Here is a 16,362-nt window from a genome sequence, read left to right as displayed (position 1 = left end):
AGATCGGCGGTCACGCGGTCAATCCACCACGCGGCAGAACACGGCCTTCAGGTAACGCGATTCCTGCACATGGGCCATGAACGGATGGTCCGGACCGGCGCCGGCCACCTTCAGGATCTGGATGGTGCGGCCGGAGAAATAGGCCGCGCGGCGCAGCATGTCGAGGAACTGGTCCTCGGCCACCAGGCCGGTGCATGAGAACGTTGCAAACAGGCCACCCGGCTTGACCACGCCCAGCGCCAGCTTGTTCATGTCCAGGTACTTCTTCAGCGCGGTGATCACCTGGTCGCGGTCGCGGGTCATCTTCGCCGGGTCCAGGATCACCACGTCGTACTGCTCGCCGCGGTTGGCGGCGTCGCGCAGCCACGGGAAGATGTCGGACTGGACGAACTTCGGGCGCACGTTGTTCAGGCGCGAATTGCCCTTGGCGATCTGGATGACGTCTTCATCGATGTCGATGCCGACCACTTCCGAAGCACCGCGCGCGGCCGCGTACACGGCAAAACCGCCGGTGTTGCAGCACAGGTCCAGCACGCTCTTGCCTTCCACCTGCTGGCTCAGCCATTGGCGGTTCTCGCGCTGGTCGGCAAAGAAACCTGTCTTGTGCGCGCCGGCCGGGTCGGCGCGGAACTTGATGCCGTACTCGGTGATCACCGACGCTTCGGTGGTGGTGTTGCCGTGGAAGTCGAAGCTCTCCTGCTTCTGCACGTGCTCGTCGGCGAAGCTGTGGAAACGGCAGCCCGGGAACTGCTCGCGCAGCGCGTCATAGATCCACTCGCGGTGGCGGAACATGCCGGCGGCGAAGAACTCGACCACCACCAGGTCGCCGTAGCGGTCGACCACCAGGCCGGAAAGGCCGTCGCCTTCGCTGTGCACCACGCGCCAGGCGTCGGACACCGCGTCCAGCTTCAGCACCTCACGGCGCAGCGACACCGCCTGGGCGATCTTGCGCGAGAACCAGCCGGCATCGACCGGCACGTTCTGGTCGGTTTCAAGGATGCGCACGGCAATGCGCGAGTGCCCGTTGTAGAACCCGCGGCCAATGAACTCGCCATCGATGCCGACCACGTCGACGATGGAACCGGGTTTGGGCCGGACGGTCGGCTTCTCGACCAGTTTCTGGAAGATCCACGGGTGGCTGGAACGCCACGCATTCTTGAGGCGGACAATCGGAAGGGGGGTATTCATCCACCTATTGTAAACCGGGCATCGGGCTCAGATCCCCGCAGTGGCTCTGACCCCGGCCGGCATGCCAACCAAGGTTGGCGTCTGCCAGGGTGGGGGCGCGGGAACGGGGGTCGGAGCCCCTTTGGGCATCCGCCCCCGGCCCCAGGGCATTTGACGGCGGCCCGGCCAGACGGCAGAATCGGCGCCAGAAGGGGAGTAGCTCCCAGACGTTGTCGCCGTCATTTCGAGCCCGCAGGCTCCGGTGCAACGGCAGTTCCAGCCGACTGGGACTGCGAGCGAGACCTTCGCCGTACTGGCGAAGCTCTGTCCCTGGATCCCCCTCCCGATCCTCCGTTGCAGATCCTCGCCGTCCGGCCTGGCATCCATCTTTCCAACGGACATTCCCAATGCAGACGATCGGTAACGTGTGGTTGTGGGGCGGCTTCGCAGCGGTGGTGGTCATCGCCCTGCTGGTCGACCTCGTGTTGATGCGCCATGGTGGACCGCACAAGGTCACCTTCAAGGAGGCCCTGTGGTGGTCCATCGGCTGGGTTGCGCTGGCCCTGCTGTTCAATGCCGGCCTCTGGTACTACCTGAATGAGACCGCCGGCCAGGTGATGGCCAACAAGGTCGGCCTCGAATTCCTGACCGGTTACCTGGTCGAGAAGGCGCTGGCGGTCGACAACATCTTCGTCTTCCTGATGATCATGAGCTACTTCGCGGTGCCCGAACAGCAGCGCCAGAAGGTGTTGATCATCGGCATCCTGGGCGCGATCGTGCTGCGTACGATCATGATCTTCGCCGGCAGCGTACTGATCAGCCAGTTCCATTGGCTGCTCTACGTATTCGGTGCCTTCCTGCTCTTCACCGGCTGGAAGATGTGGTTCGCCGCCGGCCAGGAACCCGATCTGGAGACCAACCCGGCGCTGCGCTGGATGCGCAAGCACCTGCGCCTGCTGCCCGACTACGCCGGGGACGCGCTGAGCGTGAAGCGTGATGGCGTGCGCTGGTTCACCCCGCTGTTCGCGGTGCTGATCCTGATCGCGGTCACCGACGTGATCTTCGCCGTGGACAGCATCCCAGCGATCTTCGCGATCACCACCGACCCGTTCATCGTGCTCACCTCCAACGTGTTCGCGGTGCTGGGCCTGCGCGCGATGTTCTTCCTGCTGGCCGGCATGGCCGACCGCTTCCACCTGCTGCCGTATGGCCTGGCGCTGGTGCTGGGCTTCATCGGCATCAAGATGATGATCATCGACCTGTTCAAGATCCCGACCCCGGTGTCGCTGGGCGTGGTCGCGGTGATCATCGCCGCCACCGTGGTGCTGAGCCTGAAGTACCCACCGAAGGAAGGCTCCGGCCACGCCTGAGCCCGGCCTGCTGAACATGCGGCCGGTGGGATTGTCCCGCCGGCCGTCTCCACTCTCCCGCCGCGGCAGCCTTGGTTTCGCGGCGACCACCGCCATTGCTGAGGTATGGACAACAACACGCCACTGCCCGCCGGCGACGTGCCGGCCCCCCGCAATGACCGCTCGCGCATCCTGCGGGCGTTCAATGTCAGCCTGGCCGCCGTGCTGGTGCTGGTGGCCGTGTTCGCCCTGCAGGGCAGCTTCGAGTGGCGGCCGTGGGCGGTGGCGCCACTGGAAGCCAAGGGCCTGCTCGGCCTGGTCGGCAGCCCGCTGCTGCATGCCTCGGTGGAGCACATCGTCGCCAACAGCATTGCGATCCTGATCCTCGGTACCCTGGCCGGCAGCGTCTACCCCAAAGCAACGGTGCGCGCGCTGCCCCTGTTGTGGCTGGGCTCGGGTCTCGGCGCGTGGATGCTCGGCAATCCCGGCAGCGTGCACTTGGGTGCCAGTGGCGTGACCCACGGCCTGATGTTCCTGCTGGCCAGCCTCGGCCTGCTGCGCCGCGACCGCGCGGCGATCGCCACCGGCCTGATCGGCATGCTGTTCTACGGCGGCATGCTGATGACCATCCTGCCGCACGCCGATGGCGTGTCCTGGCAGTCGCACATGGGCGGGGCCTTCGCCGGCATCATCGCCGCGCTGCTGTTCCGCAACGCCGATCCGCTGCCGCCGCGCCCGCGCTACAGCTGGGAAGACGAAGAAGAAGACGCCGAGCCGCTTGCCGACGACGAGCTGGAGCCGCCGTCACCGCAGCGCGTGCCGGTGTTGTGGCAGCCGCGCGAGGGCCAGGACTACGTGGTGATCCCGTTCCGCCGCCCGGACGACCCGCGCGGCTGAGGTGGGGTAGTGCCGGCCGCTGGCCGGCAATCCGGGAATTGCCACCGAAGGTTCATGAGGTTGCCGGCCAGCGGCCAGCGCCACCGGGAGAATCAGTTCCCCGCCGCGCCCATTCCATCCACCGCCTGCCGACCGAGCGCCGGATCATCGGTGAAGAACGCATCGATGCCGGTCGCCAGGTAGGCGCGCATTTCGGCGATCGACCCTTCGGCGTTGCGCGCGTTGTCGGCACCCTTGCGCAGGTTGCTGGCCTGGAAATGGTTCTCCGGTCGGAAGGTGTACGGAATCACCATCAGCCCCACTGCGTGCGCATCGCGCACCAGCGTGGTTGGCGTGCCCAGTGCGCCCTTGTCATCCAGCGGAATGATCGAGCGCAGCTCCGGGCCGATGCTGTCGGCATAGGTGGCGATGTCCTTCAGCCCGGCCGGGGTCATCATCTGCGCGTAGGTCAGCTTTCCACCAGCCTTGGCGATGTCGGCCGGCTGGGAATCGCCCTTCCACAGCAGCTGCAGCAGGCGGATGTTGCTGCCACGCGGGATCTTGCCGCGCAGGTAACGCAGGTTGGCGGTCTCGAACGACTGGATGGTGACCGGACCGACGTTGGTATACGCGTTGCCGCGCAGTGCGGCCAGCAGCTTGTCTTCCATCGGCAGGCCAATCGACTGGAAGTAGGTCGGGTGCTTGATCTCCGGTACCAGGCCGATGCCACGGTTGGCGCGGCCGGCCTGCTGCACCAGGAAGGCCAGGATCTCGTCCAGGCTGGCGATCCGGAACTGGCCGTCGTAGGCGGTGCTGCGCAGCTCCGGCAGGCGCTCGCGTGCGTACAGGGTCTTCAGCTCGGCCAGGGTGAAGTCTTCGGTGAACCAGCCGTCGACCTTCTGCCCGTCGATGACCTTGCTGGTGCGGCGGCTGGCGAACTCGGGATGCGAGGCCACGTCGGTGGTGCCGCTGATCTCGTTCTCGTGGCGGGCCACCATCACCCCATCCCTGGTCATCACCAGGTCCGGCTCGATGTAGTCGGCGCCATCGGCGATCGCCTGGGCGTAGGCCGCCAGGGTGTGCTCCGGCAACAGCGCGCTTGCGCCACGGTGGCCGTAGACCGACACCTTGTGCGCGGCCGGGATGGAGGATTCAGCACTCATGGCCACCGATGGTGCCACGGCCAGCGACAACAGCAACGCACAACCCCACGACTTCACTGCGACTTCCCCAAGCGGTATGTGATGGGCGTCAGTATGCGGCGGCAATGTGACAGGTGGGGGAAGCCTGCACCTGTAGAGCCGAGCCCATGCTCGGCTGACGGGTAGAACAGCCGAGCATGGGCTCGGCTCTACAGTTACTTCCCGATGCAGAAGCTGGAAAAAATCCTGCCCAGCAGGTCGTCCGCACTCATCTGCCCGGTGATCTCGCCCAGCGCATCATGCGCCAGACGCAGTTCCTCGGCGGCCAGTTCCAGATGCTCATGCGCCAGCTCGCCATCGGCGCGCTGTGCGTGTTCCTGCGCGCGCTCGATCGCATCGACATGGCGGGTGCGCGCAGAGAACTCACCATCCATCTGCTCCCCTGCCCCGGCCGAAGCGATCGAGCGCAGCCTCGCATGCAGGTCCTCCAGTCCTGCACCGGTCGCAGCGGAGACGAACACGCGGTCCGGATCGTCCATCGTCGGCAGCACATCGAGCAGATCCGACTTGTTGTGGATGTAGACCTTGTGCGGCACCGCCGCCACGGCATCACCCAACGCGGCTTCACCGGCCGCAGGATCGCGCGCATCCAGCACGATCAGCGCCAGGTCGGTGCGCTCGATTTCCACGTGGGCGCGGCGCATGCCTTCACGTTCGATGGCGTCGCCGCCGTCGCGCAGGCCGGCGGTGTCGACCAGGGTCAGCTCCAGTCCGTCCAGGCGGATGGTCTCGCGCAACGTGTCGCGGGTGGTGCCGGCGATGTCGGTAACGATCGCGCGTTCGCTGCCGGCCAGTGCGTTCAGCAGCGAGCTCTTGCCGGCATTCGGCGGACCGATCAGCACGGCGTGCAGGCCATCGCGCAGGCGGCGGCCACGTTCGGCGTCGCGGCGCAGCAGGGCCAGGTCGCTGCGCGCCTGTTCCAGGCCACGTCGCACCTGCGCGCCGCCGAGGGTATCCAGCGGTTCGTCGGCGAAGTCGATGGCCGCTTCCACATGGATGCGCAGCAGCACCAGCTGCTCGACCACGGCGTCGATGCGGCGCGAGAACACGCCATCAAGCGAGCGACGTGCCGCGCGCGCGGCGCGGTTGTCGCCCGCAGCGATCAGATCGGCGATGGCCTCGGCCTGGGCCAGGTCGAGCTTGCCGTTGAGGAACGCGCGCTCACTGAACTCACCCGGCCGCGCCTGGCGCGCACCGAGCGCGATGCAGCGCGCGACCAGTTGCTGCAGCAGCACCGGGCTGCCATGGCCCTGCAGTTCCACCACCTCTTCGCCGGTGAAGCTGTTCGGTGCCGGGAACCACAGCACGATGCCATCGTCGATCACCTCGCCGTCGGCATCACGCAGGCGCGCGTAGTGGGCGTGGCGCGGGCGCAGCGTGGGCGCACCCAATTCATTGGCGATGGCGGCCGCACGCGGGCCGGACAGGCGCAGCAGGCCGACACCGCCCGCGCCGGGGGCACTGGCGATGGCCACGATGGTATCGGTGCGGGTCACATCGTTCATGGCTCAGAGTTTCTCCAGCTGCGCCCGTGCCTGCGCGGCACCACTGCCCTGCGGCTGCAGCGCCAGATAGGTGGTGTAGGCCTGCTTCGCCTTGGCCTTGTCGCCGGCGTTGAAGTAGGCATCGCCCAGGTTGAGATAAGCCACGGCCCGCGAGGGGTCGATCTTCAGCGTGTTCTCCAGCCAGCGCGCGGCTTCGGCGTAACGCTGTTGGCGGTAATAGACGAAGCCGAGGTTGTTGGCGGCCTGGGCGAAGTCCGGGCGCAGCTTCAGTGCCTCGGTGAACTGCGCAGCCGCCTCGTCGTACTGTTTCTCGCGGTACAACTGCAGGCCGCGGTCATTGGCCTGCTGTGCGCGCTGGCGGTCGGAGGCCGGACCGGCAGTGGGCACCACCAGCTTGGCCTTGCCGCCCTGCAGATCGGCCACGGTCACCGGCGCCTGGGCACCCTTGGCTTCGCTGGCGGCATCCACCTTGTTGTTCAGCGCGATCGCATCGGCAGTCAGCTGGCGCGTATCGGCGTTGAGGAATTCCTGGCTGTCGGGCACCTGGAACACGAACTCGCCGCCCTGCGAACCCGGCAGGCTGCCGAAGGCCGGGGTCTGGTGCGAAACGGCTGAGACGGCCGGCGCCACGTAGGCGGCCAGTTCGGTACCGGTGATCAGGCCGTCGCCGTTGAGATCGCCCTTGCCAGCCAGCGCCTGCAGCAGCACCCAGGTGAACACCGAGTGGCCGTTCGGGCCGGCATCGGCCACTTGCTGGTCGGCACCGCCGGCAGTCAGCATCTGCCGCGCGCTGCGGCGTGCGTTCTCGCGCAGGAACGACGACGACGACGGCCCACCACGGGTCAGGCCCAGTCCGCTGTAGCAGGCATCCATCACGAACATCACGTGCTTGGCCTGCATGCTCTCGGCGATGTTCTGGATGTCGGTCATCGCGATGGCGTCGGTGGCGAATTCCTTCGGGTCCGAATCCACGGGGATGATGTAGCCGAGGTCGCGCCCGGAAGCGAGCTGGCGGGTGGCGCCGTGGCCGGCGAAGAATACGAACACGCGATCATTCCTGCCGGTGCGGTCGTCGGCCAGGCGGTCGTGGAAGGCAGCCAGGATATTGTTGCGGGTGGCCTGCTCGTTCTTCAGCACGATCACCTGCGAGGACGGGAAACCGAACTGCCCGGTCAGGGTGTCGGCCACCGCCTGCGCATCGTGGCTGGCGTACTCCAGCTTCGGCCACTTGGCGTAGGTGTCGATGCCGACCACGATCGCCCACGACTTCTCATAGCCGGTGGTGACGGTGGCATCGCTGGCCGCGCCCTTGCGCGCGCGGGCGACGGTGAACTCGCGGCCGTTCCAGCCGGCGAACTGGTAGCCGTCGGCGATCAGCCGGTCCAGGATCTGCGGCAGCGCCTTCACCGCACGGTCGTGGATGTCATGGAACAGGATGATGCCGCGCTGTTCCTTGTTCACCTGGTCGAGCACGCGCTGCACGATCGATTCCGGAACCGGGTCGGCCCAGTCCATCGAATCGATGTTCCACATGATCGACTTCAACCCGGCTTCGTTGAGCAGCTGCAGGCCTTCGGCATTACGCGCGCCATAGGGGAAGCGGAACAGCGGCGCGCGCTTGCTGTCGACATCCTTCAGCAGCGTGTCGGTGTCCAGCACCTGCTGGCGCAGCGCATCACCGGTGGTGCGCGAGAGCTGGGCGTGGGTCAGGCTGTGGTTGCCGACCGCATAACCCTCTTCCATCAGGTTGCGGCTGATCTTCGCCATCGGGCCGAGGCTGACCTTGCCGTCGGCCTCGACCTTGCCCAGGTTGCGGCCCACTTCGAAGAACACACCCGGCACGTCGTAACGCTTGAGGATGGCCACCACTTCATCGGTGTAGGCCTTGTGCGGGCCGTCGTCGAAAGTCAGCACCACGGTCTTCGGCGGCAGGTCACGGCCGAAGATCTCGCGGTCGCTGTCCTTCATCGACATCGGGTACGGCTCGATCACGCCGTAGTCCCGCAGGATCGCTTCGCGGCTGTAGTCCTTGTGCAGGTGGGCGATGTAGTCGTCCCACTTCTCGCGCTTCAGCTCGATGGCACGGGTGCGCTCGAAGCGGCTGAAGATGCGGGTGAGTTCCTGGTTGTAGTTGCGCTCGATCTCGTCAAGCGCCTCCAGGTCCTCGCCGATGCGCTGGTGCAGCTTCACCGCCGGCAGCGACGAATCGTTGCCGACCCGTTCGTGCAGATCGCGCAGCACTTCGCGGAAGGCCAGGCGGTCGGCGTCGAACAGCTCCGGCGCCGATTCGATGTAGTCCAGCACAGTGCCGAGGGTGGCGAAGCGCTGCGGACTGGAGTCGCGCAACAGCGTGTCGAACTGCGTGGCGATCGCCGTGCGCTGTTCCAGGCCTTCGTGGAACAGCTGCTGGCCGACGCGGGTGGACGTGCCGCGGTCGGCAGTGCTCTGGCGGTCTTCATCGGCCAGCAGCACGATGATGCGGCGGTAACCATCGAGTTGCTTCTGCAGCGCGCCCAGCAGTGGTGCGGCGGCCGGGTCGGCAGCGGCAGCGGCCTGCGCGCTCGGCTGGGTCACCGCGTTCGCCGGCGCCTTCGCGTCCTTGTCGCCACAGCCGGCAACGACGAGGGTGAGCAGCAGCGAAGGCAGGAACAGGCGGAACGACGACGCACGCGGCATGGCGGACTCGGTAATGGGAGGAACGGTGTGCGGGGAATTCTAACGCCGCATGCGAAAAGCCCGCCTTGCGGCGGGCTTTTGCGGTTCGATCGGGATTACTTCTTCTTGACCGGGGCCGGAGCGGTGGTGGCCGGGACCGGGTCGCCGCCATGGCGCTTGGTCATCCACCACTGCTGCAGCAGGCCCAGGCCGCCGTTGACCACCCAGTACAGGACCAGGCCGGACGGCATGAAGGCCATCATGACGCCGAACACCAGCGGCATGAACTGCATCATCTTCTGCTGCATCGGGTCCATGCCCGGTGCCGGGGTCAGCTTCTGGGTGAACCACATCACCGCCACGTTGATCACCGGCAGGATGAAGTACGGGTCGCGTGCGGTCAGGTCCTGGATCCAGCCCAGCCACGGCGCCTGGCGCAGCTCGACCGACTCCACCAGCACCCAGTACAGCGCGAAGAAGATCGGCATCTGGATGAGGATCGGCAGGCAGCCGCCCATCGGATTGATCTTTTCCTTCTTGTACAGCTCCATCATCGCGGTCTGGAACTTCTGGCGGTCATCGCCATAGCGCTCCTTCAGCTGCGCGATGCGCGGCTGGAAGCGACGCATCTTGGCGCCGCTCTTGTACTGCACGGCCGACAGCGGATACAGCACCAGCTTCAGCAGCACCACCAGGCCGACAATCGCCCAGCCCCAGTTGCCGACCAGCTTGTGCACCTGGTTCAACACCCAGAACAGGCCCTGGCCGATCACCGCCATCATCGAGAAGCGGCTGTAGTCGACCACGCGGTCCAGGCCCGGCACGTCTTCCTTGGCGATCAGGTTGACCAGCTTCGGGCCGACCCACAGGCGGGCTTCGGTGCTGGTCGACTGGCCCGGGGCCACGGTGAAGGCCGGGCCACGCGCCTCGATCAGGTCACGACCGGCCACCTGCGACAGCACGTAGTGCGCGGTCTGGTCCTTCTGCGGGATCCAGGCGGTGAAGAAGTGGTGCTGCAGCATCGCCAGCCAGCCGCCGGTGATGTTCTGGTTCAGCGTGCCGTCTTCCAGGTAGTCCTTGAACGCACGACGCTGGTACTTCTTGTCGTTGTCGTACCAGGTGGCACCGTTGAAGCTGAACGAATCCGGGTTGGTCATGCTCCGCGACAGGATGGTCGGGGTGCGGTCCAGGGTGCGGTAGACGTAGCCGTTCCATGGCGCAGCGCCGGCATTGCTGACTTCGTCCTTGAAGCGCACGGCGTACTCGTTGCGCGAGACGGTCAGGGTGCGCTTGATGGTCACGCCGTTGTCGGCGGTCCACACGAACGGGATCTGCAGCTCGTTCTGGCCCTTGGCCAGCACGAAGTCCCGGGTGTCGCCGACCAGCTTGAAGCCGTCGGCGCCCGGCACCGGGGTGTTCTTGTCTTCGCTGGCCCAGCCACTGATCGCGCTGTACGGATGCGCGGGGTCTTCGGTCAGCAGGCGGACCGGCGGGCTGCCTTCGTCCTTGGTCTGCGGGAACTGCAGCAGCTCGGCGTCCAGCACGCGGCCGCCGTCGAGCACCAGGCGCAGCACGTCGGTAGTGACGGTCACGCGCTGGCTGGCCGGGGTGGCGCTGGCCTGGGCCTGCACGGCCGCCTGGCCCGGTGCACCCGGCACCTGGGCGCTGGGGATGGCGCCCGAGGTCGCGCCCGGAACACTCTGTGCGGCGGCCGGGGCCGACGTGGTCGTCGGTGCCGGGGTCGGGGCAGCCTTTTCACGGCTCCACTCCATCCACAGCAGCACGGCCACCATCAGCCAGGCAAAAATGAGGAATACGCGGGTCTGGTTCATCAGCGGACAGGCTCGGCGGGGCCGGGACGCGATGCCGGCTCGGTCAAAGAAGGAATGGCGATGCCATCAGGCGGCGGCATTGTGCCGTCCACGCCCGGCGTGGGCAATGCACGCAGGCGACGCAGCAGGCGCAGGAAGGCCTGGCGAATGTCGTCGTTGCTGGCGGAACGCGCAGCACTTCGAGCCACGACGACAAAGTCGCCTGGCTGGATTTCGGTACGTGTCTGACGCAGGATGTCGCGCAGGACGCGCTTGATCCGGTTACGCCCCACGGCGTTCGGATCAACCTTGCGGGAAACCGCCAGACCCAGCCTGGCCGGCCGGTCAGCCGGCAGCCAGTGCAGGGTCATCAGCGGATCGGACACACGGCGGGCGCCGTTGAAGACCGTTGAATATTCGGCACGCGTGCGAACCCGCGCAGAGCGAGGGAATCGCTTGCGCGGGTCTGCAGTATTCACTGTCGAAGGGATTGCGTCTGCCGCAAGGTGCGGCATGGCAATCAGGCGCTCAGGACTTTGCGGCCCTTGGCGCGTCGACGCGACAGGATCTTGCGGCCGTCAGCGGTCTTCATACGGGCACGGAAGCCGTGGTCGCGCTTACGCTTGAGGTTGCTGGGCTGGTAGGTGCGCTTCGTGGCCATTGGGGGCCTCTCGTATGAATGGGACGGAAAGAACCGGAAATTCTAGAGAGGTACCCCGCCCCGAGTCAAGCCCTTGTAGCTACGCCAATTCACCGGCCTGTGCAATAGCTGTGGATGTTTTTGTGAATAAGTAGGGGACAAGCATTCCGAAGGCGGGCGCTCGGTGGTAGTCTGAGCCATCCATTTCCCCCCTTTCAGGCCTGTGTTTGGGCGCCTTGTCGCGTCCATGCCCCGGCCACCGGACGATTATTGCTGATGGATGCTTGGTCCCGTAGTCTCGAGCGCCTCGAAGCGGAGTTCCCGCCGGAAGACGTTCACACCTGGTTGAAGCCGCTGCAGGCCGATCTGCGCGTGGACAGCCTGGTGCTTTATGCACCGAATGCCTTCATCGTCGACCAGGTCCGCGAGCTGTACCTGGCCCGGATCCGCGAGCTGCTCACCCATTTCGCCGGTTTCAGCGACGTTTTTCTTGAAATCGGCTCGCGCCCACGGCCCGTGGAGGCGCAGAACGTGCCGAGTTCCACGCCGTCGGCGCAGGTGTCCAGCGAACCGCAGGTGCCGTTCGCCGGCAACCTGGACAACCACTACACGTTCGCCAACTTCGTTGAAGGCCGCAGCAACCAGCTGGGCCTGGCCGCGGCGTTCCAGGCGGCGCAGAAGCCGGGCGACCGCGCGCACAACCCGTTGCTGCTGTACGGCGGGACCGGCCTGGGCAAGACCCACCTGATGTTCGCCGCCGGCAACGCCATGCGCCAGGCCAATCCAAGCGCGAAGGTGCTGTACCTGCGCTCGGAACAGTTCTTCAGCGCGATGATCCGGGCCCTGCAGGAAAAGACCATGGATCAGTTCAAGCGTCAGTTCCAGCAGGTGGACGCGCTGCTGATCGATGACATCCAGTTCTTCGCCGGCAAGGACCGCACCCAGGAAGAGTTCTTCCACACCTTCAACGCGTTGTTCGACGGCAAGCAGCAGATCATCCTGACCTGCGACCGCTATCCGCGCGAAGTCGAAGGCTTGGAAGCGCGCCTGAAGTCTCGGCTTGCCTGGGGCCTGTCCGTCGCGATCGAACCGCCGGACTTCGAGACCCGCGCCGCGATCGTGCTGGCCAAGGCACGCGAACGCGGTGCCGAGATTCCCGATGATGTTGCGTTCCTGATCGCCAAGAAGATGCGCTCCAACGTGCGCGACCTCGAGGGCGCGCTCAATACCCTGACCGCCCGCGCCAATTTCACCGGCCGCGCGATCACCACCGAATTCGCCCAGGAAACCCTGCGCGACCTGCTGCGCGCCCAGCAGCAGGCGATCAGCATTCCCAACATCCAGAAAACCGTTGCCGACTACTACGGCCTGCAGATCAAGGATCTGCTGTCGAAGCGTCGGACCCGCTCGCTGGCCCGCCCGCGCCAGGTCGCCATGGCCCTCACCAAGGAACTGACCGAGCACAGCCTGCCCGAGATCGGCGATGCCTTTGCCGGCCGCGATCACACCACGGTGCTGCACGCCTGCCGCCAGATCCGCACCCTGATGGAAACCGACGGCAAGCTCCGCGAGGACTGGGACAAGCTGATCCGGAAGCTGAGCGAATGATGCACGGATGCCGATGAGGCGTCATCGCACAAAACGGTGCAGAATCCGGTAGCAAGCGCGGGACACGTTGTGGATAAAAATGGCGTTTGAAATCGCGCCGAATTTATCCACAGCTTTCCCCACCCCCTGGGGGTCGGTAATACAGAGGGTTTCGAGGTCTGAAATTCTTTTATTTACAAAGACTTAGCGTTGTTTTCCAGCGATTCTGTCTCTACCAGCACCACCAAGCTTTTGATTTATTCCACATTTTTTAAAGCATAGGGGCACGGAACCACATGCGTTTCACACTGCAGCGCGAAGCCTTTCTCAAGCCGTTGGCACAGGTCGTCAACGTGGTCGAACGCCGCCAGACCCTTCCGGTTCTGGCCAATTTCCTGGTCCAGGTGCAGAACGGCCAGCTGTCGCTGACCGGTACCGACCTGGAAGTGGAGATGGTGTCGCGGATCGCGGTTGAAGACGCCCAGGACGGCGAAACCACCATTCCCGCCCGCAAGCTGTTCGAGATCATCCGCGCCCTGCCTGATGGCAGCCGGATCACCGTCTCGCAGACCGGTGACAAGATCACCGTGCAGGCCGGGCGCAGCCGCTTCACGCTGGCAACCCTGCCCTCCAACGACTTCCCGTCGGTGGACGAAGTGGAAGCCACCGAGCGCGTGGCTATTGGCGAAGCGACCCTGAAGGAACTGATCGAACGCACCGCGTTCGCGATGGCCCAGCAGGACGTGCGCTACTACCTCAACGGCCTGCTGTTCGATCTGCGCGGCGATGCCCTGCGGACCGTCGCCACCGACGGCCATCGCCTGGCGCTGTGTGAAACCGACCTGGCCAAGCCCAGTGGTTCCAAGCGCCAGATCATCGTGCCGCGCAAGGGCGTGACCGAACTGCAGCGCCTGCTGGAAAGTGGCGATCGCGAGATCGAGCTGGAAGTCGGCCGTAGCCATGTCCGCGTGAAGCGCGACGATGTCACCTTCACCTCGAAGCTGATCGACGGTCGCTTCCCGGATTACGAAGCGGTGATCCCGATCGGTGCCGACCGCGAAGTGAAGGTTGATCGCGAAGCGCTGCGCGCTTCGCTGCAGCGCGCTGCGATCCTGTCCAACGAGAAGTACCGCGGCATCCGCGTGGAAGTCTCCCCGGGCAACCTGAAGATCAGCGCGCACAACCCGGAACAGGAAGAAGCCCAGGAAGAGATCGAAGCCGACACCACGGTCAGCGATCTGGCCATCGGCTTCAACGTGAACTACCTGCTGGATGCCCTGTCCGCGCTGCGCGACGAGGAGGTCATCATCCAACTGCGCGATTCCAATTCCTCGGCGCTGGTACGTGAGTCCAGCAGCGAGAAGTCGCGTCACGTGGTGATGCCGCTGCGTCTCTGACAGCAGCGCTGTTTCACGTGGAACGCAGAAACGCCCGGGACCTCCCGGGCGTTTTTTTGTTCCACGTGGAGCATCCCCGATAAAGAGCGGAGGAAGTCTGGCTGGGCCTCCCTGCCCCCGGATCTCTTCGATCTCCCGTTTGCCTGAAGCGGCCTTAGGGATTCAGAGCGGTGGAGATTCGTCCGTGTACGGCCTATCGAGCCGGATGCGATGAAGATTGGACAGCGACCGCTTCCATCCGCCACTTCCATGTACCGGTGTTCGACATTGCGAACAACCGATCATCATCGGTGGAAGGTGATGCTGCGCTTCCGCAAACGGGACTGTCCACACCCTCGCTGGAGGCAGATGAGGGGCGTGCCTAGCTTCTAAATCTGGGTATAAATCTAAAGCATGGTGGTGATGGTAGAGCCAGATTTCGTGGAGAAATGCATTATCTCTTTGTTTTAGAAGAGATTTATGAGCCTGAAACCCCCTGTATAGAGGGCCTTCGGGCTGGGGGGGAACCTGTGGATAGTTTTCAGCGCAGGTCAAAAGGGCTTTTTTATCCACAGATTGCCCATACCTTGTGTATAAGTCATACAGGCCGACTGTGGACATCGTGGAACGAATGCCCTGAATTACTTGAAATCTGTGGAACCCTCCAGGATATTGGCTCGCAGATTTGACGGAATTGGCGGCGTCATCCGTCGGAACCACACTCAAGGCGTCCCCGCGATTGGCCCGCGGCGCCCCGGAAATCGTTGAAATCTGCGGGTCTCGACCCTGGAGCCCGGCGCAGATTTGAAGAAATCTCGGGCCGTTCCAGCCGGGCAGGTGCCGGCGCGTCACTGCGCATTCCACGTGGAACGCGTCCATCGGTGCGCGCAGAATCTGCTCCTTCGGCGCGACCGGCCTGACGCCTCGCCCCACTTGACCGATGCAGTAAGCTGATGGATTCCCCTCCCTTCTACCGCCCTGAGCGGATGGTCCTTCGCGCCCCATGCAGATCCGCCGCATCGCCTTGCATCAACTGCGTCGCTTCAGTGCGGTGGACCTGTCGCCCCAGCCAGGCTTGAACCTGCTGACCGGCGACAATGGTGCTGGCAAGACCAGCGTGCTCGAAGCCCTGCATGTGATGGCGTACGGCCGCAGCTTCCGCGGACGTGTCCGCGACGGCCTGGTCCGTCAAGGCCAGGAGGCGCTGGAAATCTTCGTGGAATGGGACGAACAGCGCACTGATCACTCACCGCATCGCCGAAAGGCGGGCCTGCGCCACAGCGGCCAGGAGTGGAAGGGACGATTGGACGGCGAAGACGTGGCCCAGCTCGGCAATCTCTGCGCTGCCTTGGCAGTGGTGACGTTCGAGCCTGGCAGCCACGCGCTGGTCAGTGGCGGTGGCGAACCCCGTCGGCGCTTTCTCGATTGGGGCTTGTTCCACGTGGAACCGGATTTTCTGTCCCTGTGGCGCCGCTACTCACGCGCTTTGAAGCAGCGCAACGCACTGCTCAAACAGGGCGGCCCATCGCGGATGCTCGATACCTGGGATCACGAGCTGGCCGAGGCCGGGGAACCGCTGACCAGCCGCCGCCAACACTATCTGGAGCGCCTGCAGCAGCGAACCGTCGCCTTGGCCGCCAGCCTGTCTCCCTCGCTGGGCATCCAGGGTCTCGAACTGAGCCCGGGCTGGCGCAGGCACGAGCTTTCCCTGGCCGACGCCCTGCTGCTGGCCCGCGACCGCGACCGCCAAGCCGGTTACACCTCGGTGGGTCCGCACCGGGCTGACTGGAGCGTGGGATTCCACAGCATTCCAGGCCGCGACGCCTTGTCACGCGGACAGGCCAAGCTGACGGCATTGGCCTGCCTGTTGGCGCAGGCGGAAGACTATGCGCAGCAGCGCGGCGAATGGCCGGTGATCGCATTGGATGATCTGGGTTCAGAGCTGGATCGCACCCACCAAACGCGGGTACTGGAGCGCCTGCTCAACGGGCCGGCACAGATCTTCATCACTGCCACCGAAACCCCGGCCGCATTGCAGGAACTGACCCGCATCACCCGGTTCCACGTGGAACATGCACAGATCGTGGCTGTGCCATAGTGGGCACATCAGGGCCGTTGGACCCCGGCTGGTATAATTCGGGTTGGAACCCTTTCATTCTCGGCGCATCGCTTTACGCGGTGGCCGACCTGCGGA

At 65.2% G+C, this 16,362-nt stretch carries 12 protein-coding genes; 5 read left to right on the top strand and 7 right to left on the bottom strand.

What is annotated here, in order from left to right:
• Positions 1-18 precede the first annotated feature (18 nt).
• Complete coding sequence (locus QZ853_RS06355; protein ID WP_100475116.1) at positions 19-1,188, bottom strand: class I SAM-dependent rRNA methyltransferase; 1,170 nt, start codon at positions 1,186-1,188, stop codon at positions 19-21.
• A gap of 386 nt (positions 1,189-1,574) precedes the next feature.
• On the opposite strand from QZ853_RS06355, the gene QZ853_RS06350 reads away from it, so the two are divergent.
• Complete coding sequence (locus QZ853_RS06350; RefSeq protein WP_295571429.1) at positions 1,575-2,537, top strand: TerC family protein; 963 nt, start codon at positions 1,575-1,577, stop codon at positions 2,535-2,537.
• A gap of 105 nt (positions 2,538-2,642) precedes the next feature.
• Positions 2,643-3,413, top strand: coding sequence for a rhomboid family intramembrane serine protease (locus QZ853_RS06345; RefSeq protein WP_295571428.1), 771 nt, complete (start codon positions 2,643-2,645; stop codon positions 3,411-3,413).
• Between the two features lie 92 nt (positions 3,414-3,505).
• On the opposite strand, the gene QZ853_RS06340 is transcribed toward QZ853_RS06345, so the two are convergent.
• The 6 genes from QZ853_RS06340 to rpmH form a co-directional block, all read right to left on the bottom strand.
• Positions 3,506-4,612 (bottom strand): glycerophosphodiester phosphodiesterase, encoded by a 1,107-nt coding sequence (locus QZ853_RS06340; protein WP_295571427.1) that lies wholly within the window; start codon positions 4,610-4,612, stop codon positions 3,506-3,508.
• A 137-nt stretch (positions 4,613-4,749) separates the two neighbouring features.
• Positions 4,750-6,099 carry a tRNA uridine-5-carboxymethylaminomethyl(34) synthesis GTPase MnmE gene (gene mnmE, locus QZ853_RS06335; protein ID WP_295571426.1) on the bottom strand — a complete coding sequence of 450 codons (1,350 nt, stop codon included), beginning with the start codon at positions 6,097-6,099 and terminating at the stop codon, positions 4,750-4,752.
• A 3-nt stretch (positions 6,100-6,102) separates the two neighbouring features.
• Positions 6,103-8,775, bottom strand: coding sequence for a polysaccharide deacetylase family protein (locus QZ853_RS06330; RefSeq protein WP_295571424.1), 2,673 nt, complete (start codon positions 8,773-8,775; stop codon positions 6,103-6,105).
• Positions 8,776-8,870: 95 nt separating this feature from the next.
• Entirely contained in the window at positions 8,871-10,586 is a 1,716-nt protein-coding gene (gene yidC / locus QZ853_RS06325) for a membrane protein insertase YidC (protein ID WP_295571422.1), read from the bottom strand.
• Positions 10,586-11,080 carry a ribonuclease P protein component gene (gene rnpA, locus QZ853_RS06320; RefSeq protein WP_295571420.1) on the bottom strand — a complete coding sequence of 165 codons (495 nt, stop codon included), beginning with the start codon at positions 11,078-11,080 and terminating at the stop codon, positions 10,586-10,588. Before rnpA ends, yidC begins: the two co-directional genes overlap by 1 nt.
• 5 nt (positions 11,081-11,085) lie before the next feature.
• Positions 11,086-11,226, bottom strand: a complete 141-nt coding sequence (gene rpmH, locus QZ853_RS06315) for a 50S ribosomal protein L34 (protein WP_005411729.1) — start codon at positions 11,224-11,226, stop codon at positions 11,086-11,088.
• A gap of 255 nt (positions 11,227-11,481) precedes the next feature.
• On the opposite strand from rpmH, the gene dnaA reads away from it, so the two are divergent.
• The 3 genes from dnaA to recF all read left to right on the top strand — a co-directional run bounded on the left by dnaA (position 11,482) and on the right by recF (position 16,266).
• Positions 11,482-12,813, top strand: coding sequence for a chromosomal replication initiator protein DnaA (dnaA, locus tag QZ853_RS06310; protein ID WP_295571419.1), 1,332 nt, complete (start codon positions 11,482-11,484; stop codon positions 12,811-12,813).
• Positions 12,814-13,088: 275 nt separating this feature from the next.
• Positions 13,089-14,189, top strand: coding sequence for a DNA polymerase III subunit beta (gene dnaN, locus QZ853_RS06305; protein ID WP_005411731.1), 1,101 nt, complete (start codon positions 13,089-13,091; stop codon positions 14,187-14,189).
• 982 nt (positions 14,190-15,171) lie between these two features.
• A complete protein-coding gene (recF, locus tag QZ853_RS06300) occupies positions 15,172-16,266 on the top strand; it encodes a DNA replication/repair protein RecF (protein WP_295571417.1) in 1,095 nt (364 codons plus the stop codon).
• The last annotated feature ends 96 nt before the right edge of the window (positions 16,267-16,362 follow it).

The organism is uncultured Stenotrophomonas sp., from assembly GCF_913778665.1.
Taxonomy (GTDB): domain Bacteria; phylum Pseudomonadota; class Gammaproteobacteria; order Xanthomonadales; family Xanthomonadaceae; genus Stenotrophomonas.
The sequence above is the reverse complement of the archived record's forward strand: the minus strand, read 5'-3'. Positions and strand labels throughout refer to the sequence as shown.

Bases quoted from the DNA above. Each gene is read 5' to 3' on its own strand.
- QZ853_RS06355 (WP_100475116.1), bottom strand. From the start codon at position 1,188: ATGAATACCCCCCTTCCGATTGTCCGCCTCAAGAATGCGTGGCGTTCC.
- QZ853_RS06350 (WP_295571429.1), top strand. From the start codon at position 1,575: ATGCAGACGATCGGTAACGTGTGGTTGTGGGGCGGCTTCGCAGCGGTG.
- QZ853_RS06345 (WP_295571428.1), top strand. From the start codon at position 2,643: ATGGACAACAACACGCCACTGCCCGCCGGCGACGTGCCGGCCCCCCGC.
- mnmE (WP_295571426.1), bottom strand. From the start codon at position 6,099: ATGAACGATGTGACCCGCACCGATACCATCGTGGCCATCGCCAGTGCC.
- QZ853_RS06330 (WP_295571424.1), bottom strand. From the start codon at position 8,775: ATGCCGCGTGCGTCGTCGTTCCGCCTGTTCCTGCCTTCGCTGCTGCTC.
- yidC (WP_295571422.1), bottom strand. From the start codon at position 10,586: ATGAACCAGACCCGCGTATTCCTCATTTTTGCCTGGCTGATGGTGGCC.
- rnpA (WP_295571420.1), bottom strand. From the start codon at position 11,080: ATGCCGCACCTTGCGGCAGACGCAATCCCTTCGACAGTGAATACTGCA.
- rpmH (WP_005411729.1), bottom strand. From the start codon at position 11,226: ATGGCCACGAAGCGCACCTACCAGCCCAGCAACCTCAAGCGTAAGCGC.
- dnaA (WP_295571419.1), top strand. From the start codon at position 11,482: ATGGATGCTTGGTCCCGTAGTCTCGAGCGCCTCGAAGCGGAGTTCCCG.
- dnaN (WP_005411731.1), top strand. From the start codon at position 13,089: ATGCGTTTCACACTGCAGCGCGAAGCCTTTCTCAAGCCGTTGGCACAG.
- recF (WP_295571417.1), top strand. From the start codon at position 15,172: ATGCAGATCCGCCGCATCGCCTTGCATCAACTGCGTCGCTTCAGTGCG.